Genomic DNA, 17,328 nt, shown 5'->3' with positions numbered 1-17,328 from the left:
GCGCGACCATAGATAGAAGCACGGTGTGGTTGCAATAGTGCTTAAGCCGAAGCCATTGGCTTTCCGCAGCGGTGCCGGGATTGTCGCCTACAGCGTCTGCACGTCGACCACGCCCGCGACCGCCTTGATCGCACCGGCGATCTGCGGCGAGACCTTGTAGCGGCCGGGCAGCTTCATCTCCACCTCGGTTTCGAGGTCGAGCATCATCACCAGCGAGACGTCGCCATCGGCGCCAGCCGCGGGTGGCGGTGCGGCGGCCGGCTTCACGGCTGGTGCCTTTGCGGCGCCACCCGGGGCGGGCGCGGCGTCCGGCATGTTGAGCCGGCGCGCGATCGACTCCAGCGGCTTGGTGTCGCGCACGAATATCCGCAGGCCCTTTTGCGTCTTCGCGGCGGCGTGATCCAGCGGCTCGGCGTGCAGCACCCTCGCCCGCACATCCTCGCCCTGCAGCTCGGCGCCGAGCTGCAACAGCACGGCCGCCCCCGGCTCCAGCACATCGCGGTACTGCGCGAGGCCCTCGGAGAACAACACCGCCTCGAAATGGCCGGTCGGATCCGACAGGCCCATGATGCCCATCTTGTTGCCGGTCTTGGTCCGCCGCTCCATGCGCGACACCACGGTTGCCGCGACCTTGCCCGCCGTCGCGCCGGTCTTCACCGCACGGGAGAATTCCGCCCAGGATTGCACGCGCAGACGCTTCAGCGCGGTCGCATAGTCGTCGAGCGGATGACCCGACAGGAAGAATCCGATCGCGTCGTACTCGCGCCGCAGCCGATCCGCGGGCAGCCATGGCTCGACCTGCGGCAGCATGATGCTGGGCGCATCCGGAGCGCTGCCGAACATGTCGTTCTGGCCCGAGGTGGCCGCTTCATGGCTGCGCTGGCAGGCGGCGAGAATCGCATCGGCGCCGGCGAAAACGCGGGCCCGGTTCGGGTCCAGCGTGTCGAACGCACCGGCCGCCGCAAGGCTTTCGATGATCCGCTTGTTGACGGCGCGCGGGCTCACCCTTGCAGCGAAATCGGCCAGCGAGGTGAAGGCGCCCTTCTTGTTGCGCTCCTCGATGATCTGCTCCACCGCCTGGATGCCGACGCCCTTCAGCGCGGCGAGCGCGTAGTAGATCGTGTTGCCGCTGACCTCGAAGGTCGGGCCGGAGCGATTGATGTTGGGCGCTTCGACCTTGATGCCGAGCCGCTGCGCCTCGGAGCGGAATTCGGAGAGCTTGTCGGTGTTGTTGAGCTCGAGCGTCATCGACGCCGCCAGGAACTCGACCGGATAATGCGCCTTCATGTAGGCGGTGTGGTACGACACCAGCGCATAAGCCGCCGCGTGGCTCTTGTTGAAGCCGTAGTCGGCGAACTTGGCGAGCAGCTCGAAGATCGTCTCCGCCTGTCCCTTCCCAACGCCGTTCTGCATCGCGCCGGCGACGAAGATGTCGCGCTGCTTGTCCATCTCGGCGCGGATCTTCTTGCCCATCGCGCGGCGCAGCAGGTCGGCCTGGCCGAGCGAATAGCCCGCCATCTGCTGCGCGATCTGCATCACCTGTTCCTGGTAGATGATGACGCCGAAGGTCTCCTTCAGGATCGGCTCCAGGATCGGATGCAGATATTCCGACTCCTCATCGCCGTGCTTGCGTGCGCAATAGGTCGGGATGTTCGCCATCGGGCCCGGGCGATACAGAGCCACCAGCGCGATGATGTCCTCGAAGCGGTCCGGCCGCATGTCGATCAGCGCGCGCCGCATGCCCTGGCTTTCCACCTGGAACACGCCGACGACGTCGCCCCTCGCCAGCATCTGGTAACTCGGCGCATCATCGATCGGCAGCGTCGCGAGGTCGACGTGCACATCGCGCTGCTTGAGCAGCTTGACCGCGACATCGAGCACCGTCAGCGTCTTGAGGCCGAGGAAGTCGAACTTCACGAGGCCCGCCGGCTCGACCCATTTCATGTTGAACTGGGTGACCGGCATGTCGGATTTCGGATCGCGGTACATCGGCACCAGCTCGCTCAGCGGCCGGTCGCCGATCACGATGCCGGCGGCGTGGGTCGAGGCGTGGCGGGTCAGGCCCTCGAGGCGCTGCGCGATGTCGAACGCTCGCGCCACCACCGGATCCTCGTCGCGGAACGCCTGCAGCTTGGGCTCGCCTTCGATCGCCTGCGCCAGCGTCACGGGAGCCGCCGGATTTTGCGGCACCAGCTTGGTCAGCTTGTCGACCTGCCCGTACGGCATCTGCAGCACGCGCCCGACGTCGCGCAGCACGCCGCGCGCCTGCAGCGTACCGAAGGTGATGATCTGCGCCACCTGGTCGCGGCCGTAGCGTTCCTGCACGTACTGGATCACCTCGCCGCGGCGGTCCTGGCAGAAGTCGATGTCGAAGTCCGGCATCGAGACGCGTTCGGGATTGAGGAAGCGCTCGAACAGCAATGCGAAGCGCATCGGATCGAGGTCGGTGATGGTGAGCACCCAGGCGACCAGCGAGCCGGCACCGGAGCCGCGGCCCGGTCCGACCGGAATGCCCTGCGCCTTCGCCCATTTGATGAAGTCCGAGACGATCAGGAAGTAGCCCGCATATTTCATGCGGGTGATGACGTCGAGCTCGAAGGCAAGCCGCTTGCTGTAGTCCTCCTCGGTCATACCCGGCGAGAGACCGTGCACCCGCAGGCGGTTGGCGAGACCCCCCTCGGCCTGGCGCTTCAGCTCGGCGGCTTCGTCGGCGGCGGCATCGGCACTGGCGGCGGCACCGACGGTGAAGAACGGCAGGATCGGCTTGCGGGTCTTCGGACGGAACGAGCAGCGCTCGGCGATCTCCACCGTCGAGGCCAGCGCCTCCGGAATATCGGCGAACAGCACCGCCATTTCCGCGCGGCTCTTGAAGCGGTGATCGGGGGTCAGTTGCTCGCGGTTGGTCTCGGCGATCAGGTGGCCGCCGGCGATGCACAGCAGCGCATCATGCGATTCATAGTCGTCACTGCTGGCGAAATACGGTTCGTTGGTCGCAACCAGCGGCAGGCCCTTGCTGTAGGCGAGATCGATCAGGCCGCCCTCGGTGCGGCGCTCCTTGTCGATGCCGTGGCGTTGCAATTCAATGTAGAGACGATCGCCGAACAGGCTCGCCAGGCGTTCGCAGCGGGTTGCGGCCAGTGCGGCCTGCTCGGCGCGCAGCGCCAGCGCGATCGGTCCGTCGGGCCCTCCGGTCAGCGCGATCAGATCCTCGGCGTCGTCGGTGAGCCAATCGAGCTTGATGTGCGGCGTCTGGTTGACCGGCGTCTCCAGGAACGCCCGCGAATTCAGCCGCATCAGGCTGCGGTAGCCGCGCTCGCGGGCCGCCAGCAGCACGATCCGCGTCGGCCCCGTCGTCGCAAGGATGCTCCGCGTATTGGGGTCGACATCGCCGAAATCCACCGCCAGCTCGCAGCCGACGATCGGCTGGATGCCGTAGCCGGCCATCTTGTCGGAGAATTCCAGCGCCCCGAACATGTTGTCGGTGTCGGTGAGCGCCAGCGCCGGCTGACGGTCGGCCTTGGCGAGTTCGCCGAGCTTGGCGATCTTGATCGAGCCCTTCAGCAGCGAATAGGCGGAATGGACGTGAAGATGAACGAATCCGGCATTCGGCATGGCTGCTCGGGGGTCTCTTGAAGTCAGGGATGGAGCGAGTGCCAAAGCCGGAACTCGAAAGCATCAGACCCGACTCGCAGCTCCATCGTGGAGCCTGGGCCCTGCCAAGTCCACGCCGAACGCGGCGTGGCGGCAGGTCGTCCTGCTTTTCCCCAGCAGCAACCTATGCCCCTGGTCCCCCTGGGCACATTTCAGAACTGGGTGATCAGCTGGGCCCAAACCGCGATCATTCCGACGAACAGCGTGATCGATGCCAGCGCTGCAGCTTCCTGCACGAAAATCTTCAACATGGCCGCTCTCCCTGACTGGAACGTATGCAGAACATTGTTCCTTTTTTGTTCTTGGAGTCAAGCAAGGGTGGCGGGTCAGTTTGAAAACTGACCCCGAAAGATTTTCCTTGGTTAATTCGGCGGGGTGACCGGAGCCGATTTTTATTTCGGCTGATTGCTGGGCACAAATTGCACTAGTCCACCCAGTTCCATCGAACATAGGCTCTCACGCCAACGCAGGAGTTGTCATGGGCAATGACATATTTGGAAGCGTTTGCATTGTTCTGCTCGGGCTGAGCCCTCTCGCGATCATCGGAATTGTTATGTTCGCGTCGTGACTGAGCCAATACTAAGCCCACGTGAAAAGAAGCTCCTGAGGCGTATGGCTCTTGGGCGGCGTGACGCGGAGATTGCCGCTCAGATCGGCGGGACAGAAGCCCAGGTGGCCGTCCAGCGTCTTCGCTTACTCAGGAAATTGAAAATCCAGTCTCAAGCACAGATCGTGGATGCAGCGGAAAAGTTGGCTAGATGGCCATCGTCACCAATAGCCGCTCCTCCACCGCCATAAGACCCACGGCGAACCTGGCTCGGCGCATCGGGTCCCGGTTAGATGGCTCCAGCAACCAGCCTCCCTTCTCACAGGCCCCCTTCCTCTGGCGTAGGATCGCAGTCGGGCGTTTTCGCCTGTCGCGATATCAATGATCCGTTTGGCGAGCTGGTCGGGGTCTGTGGGCCGTTTGGGGGGTCAATGGTGCGGTTTTTTGTGCGCCATGGTGATTTGGACGACATCATCGTCATCAGCATCGAAGGCCAAGTAACCAATGACCATCCATCCGGCGCACACGCCGAAAATGACCAAGGCCGCCTTTAGCCAGTGTCCCATAGGAGCAAATATGCTCCCAGAGCCGGTTATTTTCCATCCCCGCCGACTGCCACAATTAGACTGACCCACTACCCACGCAATGGCGGCGGACCGATCTCGAAAGAGATCTTGATATTTAATCGCGAGGGTCTTGGGGTGCTGTTCTGAAGAGAACGCTCACCCCCACCGGCAACAGTTCCCGGCCTGCATTTGCGGGCGCGGTATGAGCCCTTCCTCCAACCGGAGGCACCGACGCCCGCGCTGCCTTCAAGGCCGATAGCTAATCCGCCAAGCCAACAAAAAACCCCGGGCCGAAGCCCGGGGTTTTCGATGCCGCTTGGATTAAGCGAGCGATCAGTAACGCGCGATCATCGGGCCACCGAACTTGTAGTTCAGACGGCCGAGGACCATGTCGGTGTCGCCACCGGTGTGGAAGCCGGTCACACCGATACCACCCGGGGTCACGAAGGTCGCACCGTGCGTGTCTTCGAAGATGTGGTTGTATTCGACGCCGAGCGACCAGCCCTGCGAGAAGGCGAATTCGAGGCCAACGCCGACCGTCGGGCTCCAACGGGTGTCGTAGCCGGTCGAGGACGCCAGCAAGCCGCCGGGCGCCAGGAACTGGTAGTTGCGATCGGTGACCGCAGCACCGCCCTTGGCGTACAGCAGGACGTTGTTCCAGGCGTAGCCGATCTGACCGGTGAACAGGCCGAACGCATCGGTCTTCGAGCGAACGGTGCCGCCCGGGACGAGCAGGTTGCCGGTGCTGCCGGAGAAGTCAGCCCAGTTGCCCTGAGCTTCCAGACCGAACACCCAGCCGCCGGCCTGCCAGCGGTAGCCGACCTGGCCACCGACGGTGCCGCCGTTGGCATCGAAGCTGCCGGCCTGGCCGATGCCGTCGACCGAACGGTTGTCGTGGCTCTGGCCCCAACCACCGTTGATACCGATGTAGAAGCCGGTCCAATCATACACAGCGGCAACCATGGGCGGCGGAGCCTTGGTGTAAGGGCGAGCCGCGAGGTCAGCCGCAGAGGCAGCGGTCGCGCTGAGCGCGAGCAGGCTGGCGGTGACAAGCAAAATCTTTTTCATTTTCCCGTTCCAACTTTTTGTACAGGCCCCCAAGGCCGCGAGACACCGTCATAGCAGCCCTCGTCGGAATTGCTGTAACTTCGCTGCAACAGGCAGGCCCAAACGACTTCGCTCAAATTTGAAGTTAATACTGCGTTACAGGCACTTCTTGGAACTTTTGCCACATAGCTGCCGCACAATTTTCACAATTCAAAACTCCGTGCGCAGCTGGCCAGTAAGATCGTGTTGACCGGAACCGGCTTGTCCGATTTGGATCGTCGCCGAGATCGAATCTTCGCAGCGATAAGGAATGCACATGCGGACGATGATTCTTGCTGCTGCGGCGTCTGTGGTCGCGCTCGCTAGCGTTGGCACGGCGCCCTCCCATGCCGTCGGCGTACGCTACCCGTTCTGCATCCAGGGCGACCGCTATCCCGGTCTGAGCAACTGCTCCTATCCGTCCTATGAGGCGTGCCTCGCCACCGCCTCCGGCATCGGACAGAATTGCATCGCCAACCCCTATTATGCCGGCGACAACGACCCGCGCTCCTATCTGCACGTCTCCCCGCGGGACCGCCGCGAGGGCAATTTCTTCGACCTCTTCATTCACTGACGCCCGGCCCGGCGTCGCCGCCGCGGGAATGTGAGTTGATCGCTCCGGCACGCCGGTGCCTATTCGCACGGATGTTCGGCGCGGGCGTTGCTGGCGCCAGATTGACTGGAGCTTCTGATGCGAAACCTGATTCTCGTAGTGTTTCCGGCGCTGCTAGCGCTGGGTACCATCGCAGGCACGCCAGCCAACGCCCAGAAATACGATTCGACCTCGCCGGTCTGCAAGACGAACTACCGATGGGGCGGTGAAGATACCGACTGCGGCTACACGTCGCTGGAGCAGTGCCGCGCCTCAGCGTCGGGCCTCTCCGCGATGTGCATCAATAATCCCTATTATGCCGGGCCGCCGATCGATCGTCGGCCGAGCCAGTCTGGCAGACGGCCTCGGCCCGCTTATTGAGGGCTCAAGCCCTTTCTATTCCGATTGAACCGGAGCGGCAAAGCCCCTAAATTCATATGCTTAGCGCGCATTCTTCACACGAACCGCGACCCAGTTCGCGCGAAGCGCTATTCGAGCTCGACGACCTGCCCGTTCGACAGTGACACCCGGCGATCCATCCGTGCGGCGAGATCCATATTGTGGGTCGCGATCAGCATCGCGACCCGGGTCGCCTTCACGAGCTGCATCAGCGCGTTGAAGACGTGATCGGCCGTTCCCGGATCCAGATTGCCGGTCGGCTCGTCCGCAAACAGCACCCGCGGCGCGTTCGCAACCGCGCGCGCGATCGCCACACGTTGCTGTTCGCCGCCCGAGAGCTCGGCGGGACGATGCGTGATGCGGTCACCAAGCCCGAGATAGGCGAGGATCTCGGTCGCGCGTTTCACGGTTTCGGAACGCTTCAGGCCACGAATCATCTGCGGCAGCATGACGTTCTCGAGCGCCGAGAACTCCGGCAGCAGCCGGTGCGACTGATAGACGAAGCCGATATCGGAGCGGCGAATCTGCGTGCGGTCGACGTCGGACATCTGCGAAGTCGGCGTGCCCGCGACATAGACCTCGCCCTCATCGGGACTCTCCAGCAGGCCCGCGATGTGCAGCAGGGTCGACTTGCCGGACCCCGACGGCGCCACCAGCGCCACCGATTGACCGGGCCACAGCGCCAGGTTGGCACCGTTCAGGATCGTCAGCGTCGCTTCGCCCTGCCTGTATTCCCGCTTGATATCATGAAGATAGACAACCGGTACGTCTTCCGCCCCCTCTGCCATGTGCGCTCCCTATTCGTACCGGAGCGCTTCGACCGGATCGAGGCGCGCGGCGCGCCACGACGGGTAGAGCGTCGCAAGGAAGGACAGCGTCAGCGCCATGATCACGACGGCGAGCGTCTCGCCGAAATCGACCTCGGCCGGCAGCTTGGAAAGGAAATACAGCTCCGGCGAGAACAGCTCGGTGTTGGTGAGCCATGACAGGAACTGCCTGATCGATTCGATGTTCAGGCAGATCAACATGCCGACCGCAAAGCCGGTCAGCGTCCCGACCACGCCGATCGAGGCGCCGGTGATCAGGAATATCCGCATGATCGATCCCTGCGAGGCGCCCATGGTACGCAGGATCGCGATATCCTGGCCCTTGTCCTTCACCAGCATGATCAACCCGGAGACGATGTTAAGTGCCGCGACCAGCACGATCATGGTCAGGATCAGGAACATCACGTTGCGTTCGACCTGCAGTGCGTTGAAGAAGGTCGAATTGCGCTGCCGCCAGTCGACCAGGAAGACCGGTCGCCCGGCCGCCTCCGTCACCAGCTTGCGGTAGGTGTCGATCTTGTCCGGATTGGTGGTGAACACCTCGATCGAGGACACATCGTTGTTGCGGTTGAAATAGGCCTGCGCCTCGGCCAGCGGCATGAACACGAAGGTCGAATCGTATTCCGACATGCCGATCTCGAACACCGCCGTGATCTTGTAGGGCTTGATGCGCGGCGTGGTGCCCATCGGCGTCACTGCGCCCTTCGGTGAAACCAGCGTGATCATGTCGCCGGCATGCAGCGAGAGCTGGTCGGCAAGCCGGCGGCCGATCGCAACCCCCTGCCCCTCGTCGAAGCCCTCGAGCGTGCCCTGCTTGATGTTCTTGGCGATCGAGGTGAGGTTGTTGAGATCGTCAGCGCGAATACCGCGGATGAAGACGCCGGCCGCGTTGAAGGGCGATGATCCGAGCCCCTGCCCGTCCACGACGGGCGCGGCGAGGCGGATGCCCTGCACCTGGCTGATGCGGTCGGCGACGTCCTTCCAGTCGGTCAGCGGCGATTCCAGTGGCTGCACCAGCAGGTGGCCGTTGAGGCCGAGGATCTTGTCGAGCAGTTCCTTGCGGAAGCCGTTCATGACGGCCATCACCACGATCAGCGTGGCAACGCCGAGCATGATGCCGAGGAACGAAAAGCCGGCGATGACCGAGATGAACCCTTCCTTGCGGCGCGCGCGCAGATAGCGTCCGGACAGCAGCCATTCGAACGGCGCAAAAGGCGGGGTACGGGCTGGCTCGTTCATGGTCTCATCCATCTCTCGATAATCCCATGATTCGGGTCAAATGTGGCCGGATTACCCCGCCGATAGATACGGCGTGAATAAACTTTAACCCGCGAGCTTCGCGACCACGTCCGCGGGGCTCATGTTCTCGCGTGAACCGTCGCTGCGGCGCTTCACCTCGACCTTGCCTTCCGCGAGCCCCTTGGGTCCGACGAGAATCTGCCAGGGGATGCCGATCAGATCGGCGGCGGCGAACTTGGCGCCGGCGCGCTGATCGGTGTCGTCGTAGAGCACGTCGACGCCCTTCGCCGAGAGCTCGCGATAGAGCTGCTCGCAGGCGCCGTCGACCGCGGCATCGCCCTGCTTGAGGTTGAGGATCGCGGCGCGGAACGGCGCGACCGCCTCGGGCCATTTGATGCCGGCGTCATCGTGACAGGCCTCGATGATGGCGCCGACCAGACGCGACACGCCGACACCATAGGAGCCGCCATGGATCGGCACGTCGACGCCGTCGGGCCCCGCCACCATCGCTTTCATCGTGTCGGAATATTTGGTGCCGAAATAGAAGATCTGGCCGACCTCGATGCCGCGGGTGTTGAGCCGCTTTGCTTCGGGCACTTCCTGCTCGAAGCGCGCAGCCTCGTGAACGTCCTCGGTCGCAGCATAGACCGAGGTCCACTGCTTGATGATCGGCGTCAGATCACCCTCATAGTCGACGTCCTCGCCAGGTACCGGCAGGTCCAGCACATCGCGGTTGATGTAGACGCCGGACTCTCCGGTCTCCGCCAGCACGATGAACTCGTGGCTGAGGTCGCCGCCGATCGGACCAGTCTCGGCCCGCATCGGGATCGCCTTCAGGCCCATCCGCGCAAAGGTGCGCAGATAGGCCACGAACATCTTGTTGTAGGAGCGCCGCGCGCCGGCCTCGTCGAGATCGAACGAATAGGCATCCTTCATCAGGAATTCGCGGCCGCGCATCACGCCGAAACGCGGACGCTGCTCGTCGCGGAACTTCCACTGGATGTGGTAGAGGTTGAGCGGCAGGTTCTTGTAGGACTTGACGTACGAGCGGAAGATCTCGGTGATCATTTCCTCATTGGTCGGTCCGTACAACAGCTCGCGCTTGTGACGATCGAGGATGCGCAGCATCTCCGGGCCATAGGCGTCGTAGCGGCCGCTTTCACGCCAGAGATCGGCAAGCTGCAGCGTCGGCATCAGCAGTTCGAGCGCACCGGCGCGGTCCTGCTCCTCGCGGACGATCTGCTCGATCTTCTTCAGCACCCGAAAGCCGAGCGGCAGCCAGGCATAGATGCCGGCCGCTTCCTGCCGCATCATGCCCGCGCGCAGCATCAGCCGATGCGAGACGATCTCCGCCTCTTTCGGGTTTTCTTTCAGGATGGGCAGGAAAAACCGCGACAATCGCATGGCGTTACTCGGGAATCAGGAAAGCGTGGGAAGAGCAGCAGTGAAACCGGATCGGCTGTGAAAACACAAGGCCGCCAAATGACAAAAGCCCTTCAAATCAGGCGATTTTCCGCCATTTGAGCGAAATGCGTCCCGCTGGCGTGCCCGGCGCGCTGATCGTGCGTTTACCTGACCTCGAAATCGTCTTCCAGTGTCACTTTCTTGAAATCGGTCACGAGGGCGTCGATCTGCATGTGCCAGCGGCCCGGGACCGGCAACGGCACCTTCTTCACGTGCCAATAGCCGTCGGGGCCCAGCGCCGCGCTGCGTTCCAAGGGCTCGATGCCGCGATCAGGCAGGCTCAGCGTCAGCATCGCCTCCTTGGCCGCGAACGGGCTGGCATCGCCGTTCATCAGCTGCAGCACGAAATCGTTCTGCCCGACCTTGCCCGGCGCAATCAGCACCTGGAACATCGCGGCATCGGTGTGGATGTGGACCGCGAGCGGAACGTCGTCCGACATCGCCAGCACGCGCGGCGGCGGCGTGAAGCGCCACAGCGCGACGAGGCCGAGGATCGCGATCATCAGTACGAACTCGAGCGCGATCGATCGCTGCAGCGGCCGCGTGCGGTGAAATTCGAGCGCGATCGCCGGCGTGAACACCAACCGGTTCAGCGCAGCGAGCGAGAGCAACAGCGACACCAGCACGAGTTTCAGCAGGAGAATGTTGCCGTATCCGGTGTCGATCAGTGCGCCAAAGCTTTCGAGCTGAACGACGGCAAGTGCGAGGCCCGACAGAGCGATCAACGCAACAACCGGCACCGCGAGCGTCGAAAAGCGCCGGAGCACCCGCAGCAGCGAATCCTTGCGCTGCCAGGCCAGCACCGCCAGCGGCCCGAGCGCACCCATCCAAAAGGCGAGGCCAATGCCATGGATGAACAGCGCGGTCCGCGTCAGCCATTGCGGAGAGGCGGCAGCAGCATGGCCACTGACCGCAAGCGACAGCCCGACGCCGATCATCGCGATCGCGGTGCTGATCCAGGCCACGCTGAACGATGGACTGCGCCAGGCAAGCGCCGCGATCAACATCGCGGCAATCGCGAGCAGCAGTGCGGGAAACAGGCTGGTGCCGGCAGCGCTAGCCCACGCCGCCCATGTCAGGATGCCCGTAATCGGTAGGTTCAGCAGGTCGACGCCCTGCAAGCCAAGCGAGCCGATCGCGCAGACGAGGCCGATCGCCAGCGACCACATGATCAGCCGTCCGCCGGCCGGTCCCTGCCCGATCCAGGCAGCAAAGAACACGCCGCCGACGCCGGCAAACAGCCCGAGATAAAGCCCGAGCCGCGCCAGCCAGATCAGCACATGGAGCACGCCGTCGCCGGCCGGCGCCGCCGAGCCGGTGACGACGCCGATCGAGAACAAGAGCGAACCCGCGACCGGATGGCCGTCCTGCGACACCACGCGGTAGCTGACCACCTGTGTCCCCTGAGGCAAGTCGGCCGGCAGGGTCACCATCACGGATTGATCGACGGCGCGGATCGTGACGTCGCGCGGCGTGCCCGCAGCGTCCAGCAGGCTGACCGCGGTCGGCGCCACCGCTTCGTTGAAGCGGAGCACCACCGTCTTCGGTGCCTCCGTCACCACGCTGCCATCCGCCGGTTCAGCGGCGATCAAGACGGCATGTGCATGGGCCGAGGTCGCAAGAGATAGCGCCAACAGCAGCGCAACCAGACTCGCTACAACGTGACTAGCGACCGCCCGCACGGCTTACGACTTCGGCAGCAGCTTGACGCCGGGCGCCGGCGTCTTGCTGCTATGCTCGTGCCCGCCACCCTGCCCCTCGGCCGGGATATCGATCCAGCGGCTGACGCCCTGTTCACATTCCTGCACGACGGGAAAATACAACGTGGTGTTCGGCTTCAGCGTATCGGTGAGAAACGTCTGCATCACGAACTCGTCATAGTTCTGGTCGGAGAGCTTGCCACCGCTCCAGGCGACTTCCCTCACGCCCTCGGAGAGCTTGGCACCGTGATCGTCGTACTGGGCGGCATATTTGCCGGTGACCGTATCGAGAGCCCAGCCGGGCTTCGGCATCGGCTTGACCCCGATCACGCCTTCCGGGATCTGCACGCGGATCTTGATCGTCGCCGATCCCGCGCAGCCATGCGGCACGGCGAACACAGCCTTGTAGTACGAACCGACCGGCGCCTGCTTTCCCTCAAGCGTGATATGGGCGACCGCCGGCGACGCTGCGAATAGCGCCGCCGTGGCAATGACGAGCGTGTGTGACCGCATGGCTCCCTCACATCTTCTTCATGTCCATGTGACCGGAATGGTCGCCATGGCCGGAGTGATCACCACCGGGCGCCTGCGCGCCAACGGCCTGCACATCCAGCGAGACCGAGACCTTGCCGGCCTTCTCGAACTCCAGCGTGACCGGCACCTTGTCGCCCTGCTTCAGCGGGTTCTTCAGGTCGAACATCATGAGGTGATAGCCGCCGGGCGCAAGCTTCACCGTCTTGCCCGGCTCGATGGTCAGTCCCTTGTCGAGCGCACGCATCTTCATGACACCGTTGTCCATCGACATCTCGTGGACTTCGATCTTGCCGGCGACGTCGCCGGATCCTGATACGAGCCGATCGGGCGTCGTCCCCTTGTTCTCGATCGTCAAATAGCCGCCGCCGATCTTGGCGCCGTTCGGCGTGGCGCGCGTCCACGCCTGCGTGATCACGAGGTCGCCGGCCTTGACGTCCTCGGCGCGAGCGGACGTCGACGCGAGTGCAGCAGTCAGCGCGGCGAGAGCAAGGATGCGGGAGAGCATCTTCATTGGGCGAGTTCCTTTCAGGTTGAGGTTGGGTGTTATCGGATCGTTGCGGTCTGGGCCTCAGACCATTTGTTCAGATCGGCGATTTCGGCCGATCCTTCGATCGTTGTGATCGTTCCGTCACGAGTAATCAGCATGGTTCGCGGGATATCACCTTGCCACGCCGGATCGATCTCAAATCTCAAGCGCTCGGCAAAGCCGTCGCCAAAAATCCAGTTCTCGGCGGAAGCGAGCCCGGCCTGATCCAGCATCGATCGCGTCGCCTCCGGAAGGTTCGGAACCAAATCCGCGCTGATCGTGACCACGTCGATATCGGGATGATCCTTCATGAACTGGCCGAGCTGTGGCAGCTCGACCTTGCATGGTCCGCAGGTCACGCCCCAGAAATGCACCAGGGTCGGATGGCCGGCGTGCGCATGTAGCAGCTTCTGCCAGCTGCCGCGTTCGAATGGCTTTGGCCCATCGCCCGCCGCAAGTGCGGACGGCAGCGTTGCGAGCAGGAAAAGGGCCGCGAACAGATGACGTTTCATGGTTCGCCCTCGATCGCTTGAAAATGGTAGCCGTCGGCCTTCGTCATCCACGACAGGTAAGTCTGCCGGCTGTCCGAGACGAGCAGCGGATGGTCGGAGCTATCGGCGGTGTCGGCGATGTCAGTGGGCTTCGACCATGTCGCTCCATCGTCGTGCGATGTCATCAGATGGATCGATGTCTTCTGCCCGTCGAACTCCTTCCAGGCCATCACAAGCCCCTGCGGCCCTGCGATGATCTGCGGCCGTGACGGACTGCGGTTCAGCTGACCGATCGGAAGCGGATCGGAGAAGGTTTTGCCGCCGTCGCGCGACCGCGCATAGAACAATCCCTTGCGCGCCTTGCCATTCGTGTACCAAGTCACATGGTAGGTTCCTGCGGACGAAATGGTCAGGCTGGGACCGTGGTGCGGACATGCCGCGATCTGCCAGTCGTCGCGGCTCACCCGATGCAACTCGCCGGGCGTAGCCAGATCGTTGAATGTCACGATCGCATGGTCGCGCACGCCGCCTTCGAAGATATTCCGGAATACGACCACCGGATGGCCGGCACCATCGAACGCCAGGGCGAGACGGCAGCACTCGCAGGTGTTGTCGGCCACGAGCTGCGCGTCGGAATAGGTCGCACCACCATCTTTCGAGGTCGCAAAGAACAATCCGGCGCCGTCATATTTCTGGCCGCGCTGCTGCGCCGGCACGCGGTTGCGTTTATCGAGCCAGACCGCGAACACGGCTCCGCCTGGATCGAAGCCGATCGCCTCGAACCGTTGGCTCTCGTTGTTCGCGGTGATCGGCTTCAGCGGATCAAAGCTGCGCCCGCCATCGGTCGACCGCGTGGTCAGCACCTGCCCGTTGAAAGCCTGATCGCGAAAGATCGAGAAAGCCAGCGCGATGCCTCCCTTGGCGTCGATCGCAAGCTTCGGGCGCGCATCCGGCCCCCAATCCAGGTTGAGCCGGTCCCGGGTCACCTGCACCGGCGCGGAAAAGCTCTTGCCCTCATCCTTCGAGCTCGCGACGGAGATCTGACCTCCGGCCATCCAGGCCAGCCACAACGTCCCGTCCGGCGCGAAGGCGGGCGTGACCTTGGTCGCGCAGCGCAGCACAGTCTCTTCGCAAGCGGCTTCGGAGACGTGCTGATGGCTCATCTGAGCGATGGCAAGGTTCGGCAAGACCGCAAGCATGACCGTTGCCAGCACCGTCAGAGTCGGAGGTTTGCGGTATGTCATCGATGCGCTCCTCACTTGAACGCAATCTTCATGCCCGCCACAAAGGCGCGCGGCGATCCGGCATAGATCGAGTTGGTCGAGTTCGCCAGTACGCTCGCGGGATTTTGAATGCCCGCCGCCGTCACCGAGTTGGCGATATTGTTCGCCGAGGCGATGTAGGTTCGATCGAACACGTTCCGCACCTCGAGATACAAATTCAGCGACTTGAAATAGTCGGAGATCAGATCCGTCGTGTAGTGAACGTTGAGATTGACCAGCTCGTAACCCGGCGCCCGCAGCAGATTGGCGTTATCCATGTAGAAGCCATCCTTCCACTGGACTTCGACGAAGCCGCCAAGCCCCTGCAGCGGACCCGACGGCTGGTCATAGCCAAGCCGTGTCGTCAGCTCATTCGGCGAGACGCCGGGAATCTTGTTCCCGACCCGATTGAATGTGAAGCGGCTGATGGTTTCCGTGTAGTCGGTATATACCTCGTCCAGGTAGGTGTAGGCCGCGGTGAACCGCCACCCCTGATAAAAGCCCCATTGAGCGGCGAGTTCAACGCCGCGATGTTCCGAGCGCGGCGCGTTGAAGGTGTATGTAACTCCCGCCACAGGCGTCGCCTGAGAAACGAGTTCATTGTTGAAGAATTCGTAGAATGCGGTGGCGCTAACCTTCACGCTCTTGTTGGGCGACCAATCCGCGCCGAGGTCATAGCCGAGGTTGGTCTGGGTCTTGAGCGACGTGTTGTTGCCCGATAACCCACTCGGCAGAACGAACAGATTGCTAACTTGCGGCGTACCGTAGCCGGTCGCCACGCGAGCACGTAGCTGCCATTCGTTATCCGGCTTGTAGACGAGCGCGAACTCCGGCGCGGTGTTGGTGAACACAGGCGCCGCTTGCGTCACAGTCGCTCCCACGATTGCGGGATTGTTGATGACCGGATAGGACAGCGCAGTGTTGACACCGTTCAGCGAGGTCGTTTCCCAGCCGATCCCAGCGATCGCCGTCACCGACGGAATAAGCTTGATTTCTTCCCGCGCCCGGACGCCATAATTGGTTGTCGATTGATACAGACTGCTCTGTGGCAGTCCGAGTGTCGCATTGCCCCCGGGCGAAACGTTCCAGGTCGTACCGGTCGTCGTGAGGGTGTTGTACCAACCCCCGACCATCGTGGTCGAATCCATTCCGAACAATTCGCCACGCTTGGTCAAATCGCTCATGAAGTTGTACGAAGGATAGTCACCCAGCGCGCTAGTCGATCCCGTCGGCTGATTGATGTTCCTGTCGTCGAAGACGAATTGGTTGCGCCACGTAGTCGTGTTGTCGAAATCGTGTTCCCAGCGGCCCCCAACGATCGTCCGGCGGTCATCTCGGCCGAGGCCAGCTTGAACCGCAGTCTCAGTAGATTTGGTTCCGTTGAAGCCGTTGTTGAACAGAGAGACGGTCCCGCAGCCTGGAGCAGCCGTGGCGCCGGTCGCGCAGCCCTGCTGGAACGGGTTCTGGTAGAACTGATTGAGCGACGAGCGGATCGGCAGGCGCGCGGTCAAGTCATTGTTGATCAGCTTGAACGTGAAACGGTCATCCGGCGTCACCTGAAGCGTGCCGAGGAAATTGACGGTCTGGGTATTGAACCAGCTGTTGCCGATATAGCCGTCGCCACGCGCGTCGCTCGCGAACAGCGAGCCCTCGAAATTGCCGACCTTCTTGCCTGCGGCCAGATAGTTGTTGAGATAGCCGAAGCTGCCGCCGTCGACGCCGTATTCGACGCCGTCGATCGTGCCGCCCGGCCGGGTCCGGAAATTCAACGCGCCGCCGGTCGCATAGTTGCCGTAGAGCGCCGATGACGGCCCGCGGACCACGTCGATCGCGCCATAGGCGTGCGGATCGATCAGGTCGCTGCGCGACAGGCCGTCCGGCTGAGTGACCGGAAAGCCGTCGTCGAAGATCACGAGGTTACGGATGCCGAAGCCATTGCGTGCATTCGACCCGCGAATCGAGATGCCGAAATCACGCGGGCCGTTGCCCTGCTTGATCGAGATGCCGGGACTATCCCGCAGCACATCCGACACCGAGAAGGACGGCCGATTGTCGAACTGACTACGGTCGATGGTGGTTTGTGTCTGGCCGGCGGGCGCCTGGTTCAGGCTGTCCCGCGCCGCGCTGGGCGTAATGCGCTGCGCGCGGCCGGCCGCAGCCATCGCCAAAGGCGTCAGCGGCCGTGCGGGCCGCCGGGCGGCAACCGCACGGGTCTTCGGCTTGGACCTTGCGGGCTTCGCGCGCGCAGGCTGCGGCGCATCGACGGAGACGGACGGCAGCGTCGTCTGGGCCTCTGCCCAACTCGTAAGCATGGAAAGCGCAAAGCCCAGCGTGAGCGCACCGGCCCCGGCCCGCGGATGACATCGAAACATGGGTGAATCCTGACACCGGCTCTTCGGCCGGCTTGCTCAACGGCATTTGCCGGCGCGACGCGCACCGGCAGC

General features: G+C 63.2%; 14 protein-coding genes. 3 read left to right on the top strand and 11 right to left on the bottom strand.

The window, feature by feature from the left end; genetic code table 11:
- Positions 1-87 precede the first annotated feature (87 nt).
- Positions 88-3,612: a DNA polymerase III subunit alpha gene (gene dnaE, locus ACE10Z_RS22850; RefSeq protein WP_375782773.1), complete on the bottom strand. Its 3,525-nt coding sequence runs from the start codon at positions 3,610-3,612 to the stop codon at positions 88-90.
- Positions 3,613-4,263: 651 nt separating this feature from the next.
- Here dnaE and ACE10Z_RS22845 point away from each other — a divergent pair.
- Positions 4,264-4,449: a hypothetical protein gene (locus tag ACE10Z_RS22845; RefSeq protein WP_375789903.1), complete on the top strand. Its 186-nt coding sequence runs from the start codon at positions 4,264-4,266 to the stop codon at positions 4,447-4,449.
- Positions 4,450-5,097: 648 nt separating this feature from the next.
- On the opposite strand, the gene ACE10Z_RS22840 is transcribed toward ACE10Z_RS22845, so the two are convergent.
- On the bottom strand, positions 5,098-5,832 hold the full coding sequence (locus ACE10Z_RS22840; RefSeq protein ID WP_375782772.1) for an outer membrane protein: 735 nt from the start codon (positions 5,830-5,832) through the stop codon (positions 5,098-5,100).
- Positions 5,833-6,127: 295 nt separating this feature from the next.
- Between ACE10Z_RS22840 and ACE10Z_RS22835 the strand changes: the two genes are divergently transcribed.
- Positions 6,128-6,424, top strand: a complete 297-nt coding sequence (locus ACE10Z_RS22835; protein WP_375782771.1) for a DUF3551 domain-containing protein — start codon at positions 6,128-6,130, stop codon at positions 6,422-6,424.
- Between the two features lie 117 nt (positions 6,425-6,541).
- Positions 6,542-6,823 (top strand): DUF3551 domain-containing protein, encoded by a 282-nt coding sequence (locus tag ACE10Z_RS22830; protein WP_375782770.1) that lies wholly within the window; start codon positions 6,542-6,544, stop codon positions 6,821-6,823.
- Between the two features lie 107 nt (positions 6,824-6,930).
- On the opposite strand, the gene ACE10Z_RS22825 is transcribed toward ACE10Z_RS22830, so the two are convergent.
- From ACE10Z_RS22825 to ACE10Z_RS22785, 9 genes are all read right to left on the bottom strand, one after another.
- Complete coding sequence (locus tag ACE10Z_RS22825) at positions 6,931-7,629, bottom strand: ABC transporter ATP-binding protein (protein WP_375782769.1); 699 nt, start codon at positions 7,627-7,629, stop codon at positions 6,931-6,933.
- A gap of 9 nt (positions 7,630-7,638) precedes the next feature.
- A complete protein-coding gene (locus ACE10Z_RS22820) occupies positions 7,639-8,919 on the bottom strand; it encodes a lipoprotein-releasing ABC transporter permease subunit (protein WP_375782768.1) in 1,281 nt (426 codons plus the stop codon).
- A gap of 72 nt (positions 8,920-8,991) precedes the next feature.
- Positions 8,992-10,311 carry a proline--tRNA ligase gene (proS, locus tag ACE10Z_RS22815; protein WP_375782767.1) on the bottom strand — a complete coding sequence of 440 codons (1,320 nt, stop codon included), beginning with the start codon at positions 10,309-10,311 and terminating at the stop codon, positions 8,992-8,994.
- A 164-nt stretch (positions 10,312-10,475) separates the two neighbouring features.
- The gene (locus ACE10Z_RS22810) at positions 10,476-12,053 is read right to left on the bottom strand and encodes a copper resistance CopC/CopD family protein (RefSeq protein ID WP_375782766.1); all 1,578 of its coding nucleotides are present in this window, start codon (positions 12,051-12,053) and stop codon (positions 10,476-10,478) included.
- 3 nt (positions 12,054-12,056) lie between these two features.
- The gene (locus ACE10Z_RS22805) at positions 12,057-12,584 is read right to left on the bottom strand and encodes a YcnI family protein (RefSeq protein WP_375782765.1); all 528 of its coding nucleotides are present in this window, start codon (positions 12,582-12,584) and stop codon (positions 12,057-12,059) included.
- Between the two features lie 7 nt (positions 12,585-12,591).
- The gene (locus ACE10Z_RS22800) at positions 12,592-13,116 is read right to left on the bottom strand and encodes a copper chaperone PCu(A)C (protein WP_375782764.1); all 525 of its coding nucleotides are present in this window, start codon (positions 13,114-13,116) and stop codon (positions 12,592-12,594) included.
- Between the two features lie 32 nt (positions 13,117-13,148).
- Positions 13,149-13,643 (bottom strand): TlpA family protein disulfide reductase, encoded by a 495-nt coding sequence (locus ACE10Z_RS22795; protein WP_375782763.1) that lies wholly within the window; start codon positions 13,641-13,643, stop codon positions 13,149-13,151.
- Entirely contained in the window at positions 13,640-14,866 is a 1,227-nt protein-coding gene (locus tag ACE10Z_RS22790) for a sialidase family protein (RefSeq protein ID WP_375782762.1), read from the bottom strand. The genes ACE10Z_RS22795 and ACE10Z_RS22790 overlap by 4 nt, the downstream gene beginning before the upstream one ends.
- A gap of 11 nt (positions 14,867-14,877) precedes the next feature.
- A complete protein-coding gene (locus ACE10Z_RS22785) occupies positions 14,878-17,256 on the bottom strand; it encodes a TonB-dependent receptor family protein (RefSeq protein WP_375782761.1) in 2,379 nt (792 codons plus the stop codon).
- Positions 17,257-17,328 lie beyond the last annotated feature (72 nt).

Source organism: Bradyrhizobium sp. Pha-3 (assembly GCF_042258615.1).
Classification (GTDB): domain Bacteria; phylum Pseudomonadota; class Alphaproteobacteria; order Rhizobiales; family Xanthobacteraceae; genus Bradyrhizobium.
Note: the sequence above shows the minus strand (reverse complement) of the source record. Positions and strands in the feature narration are given on the sequence as shown.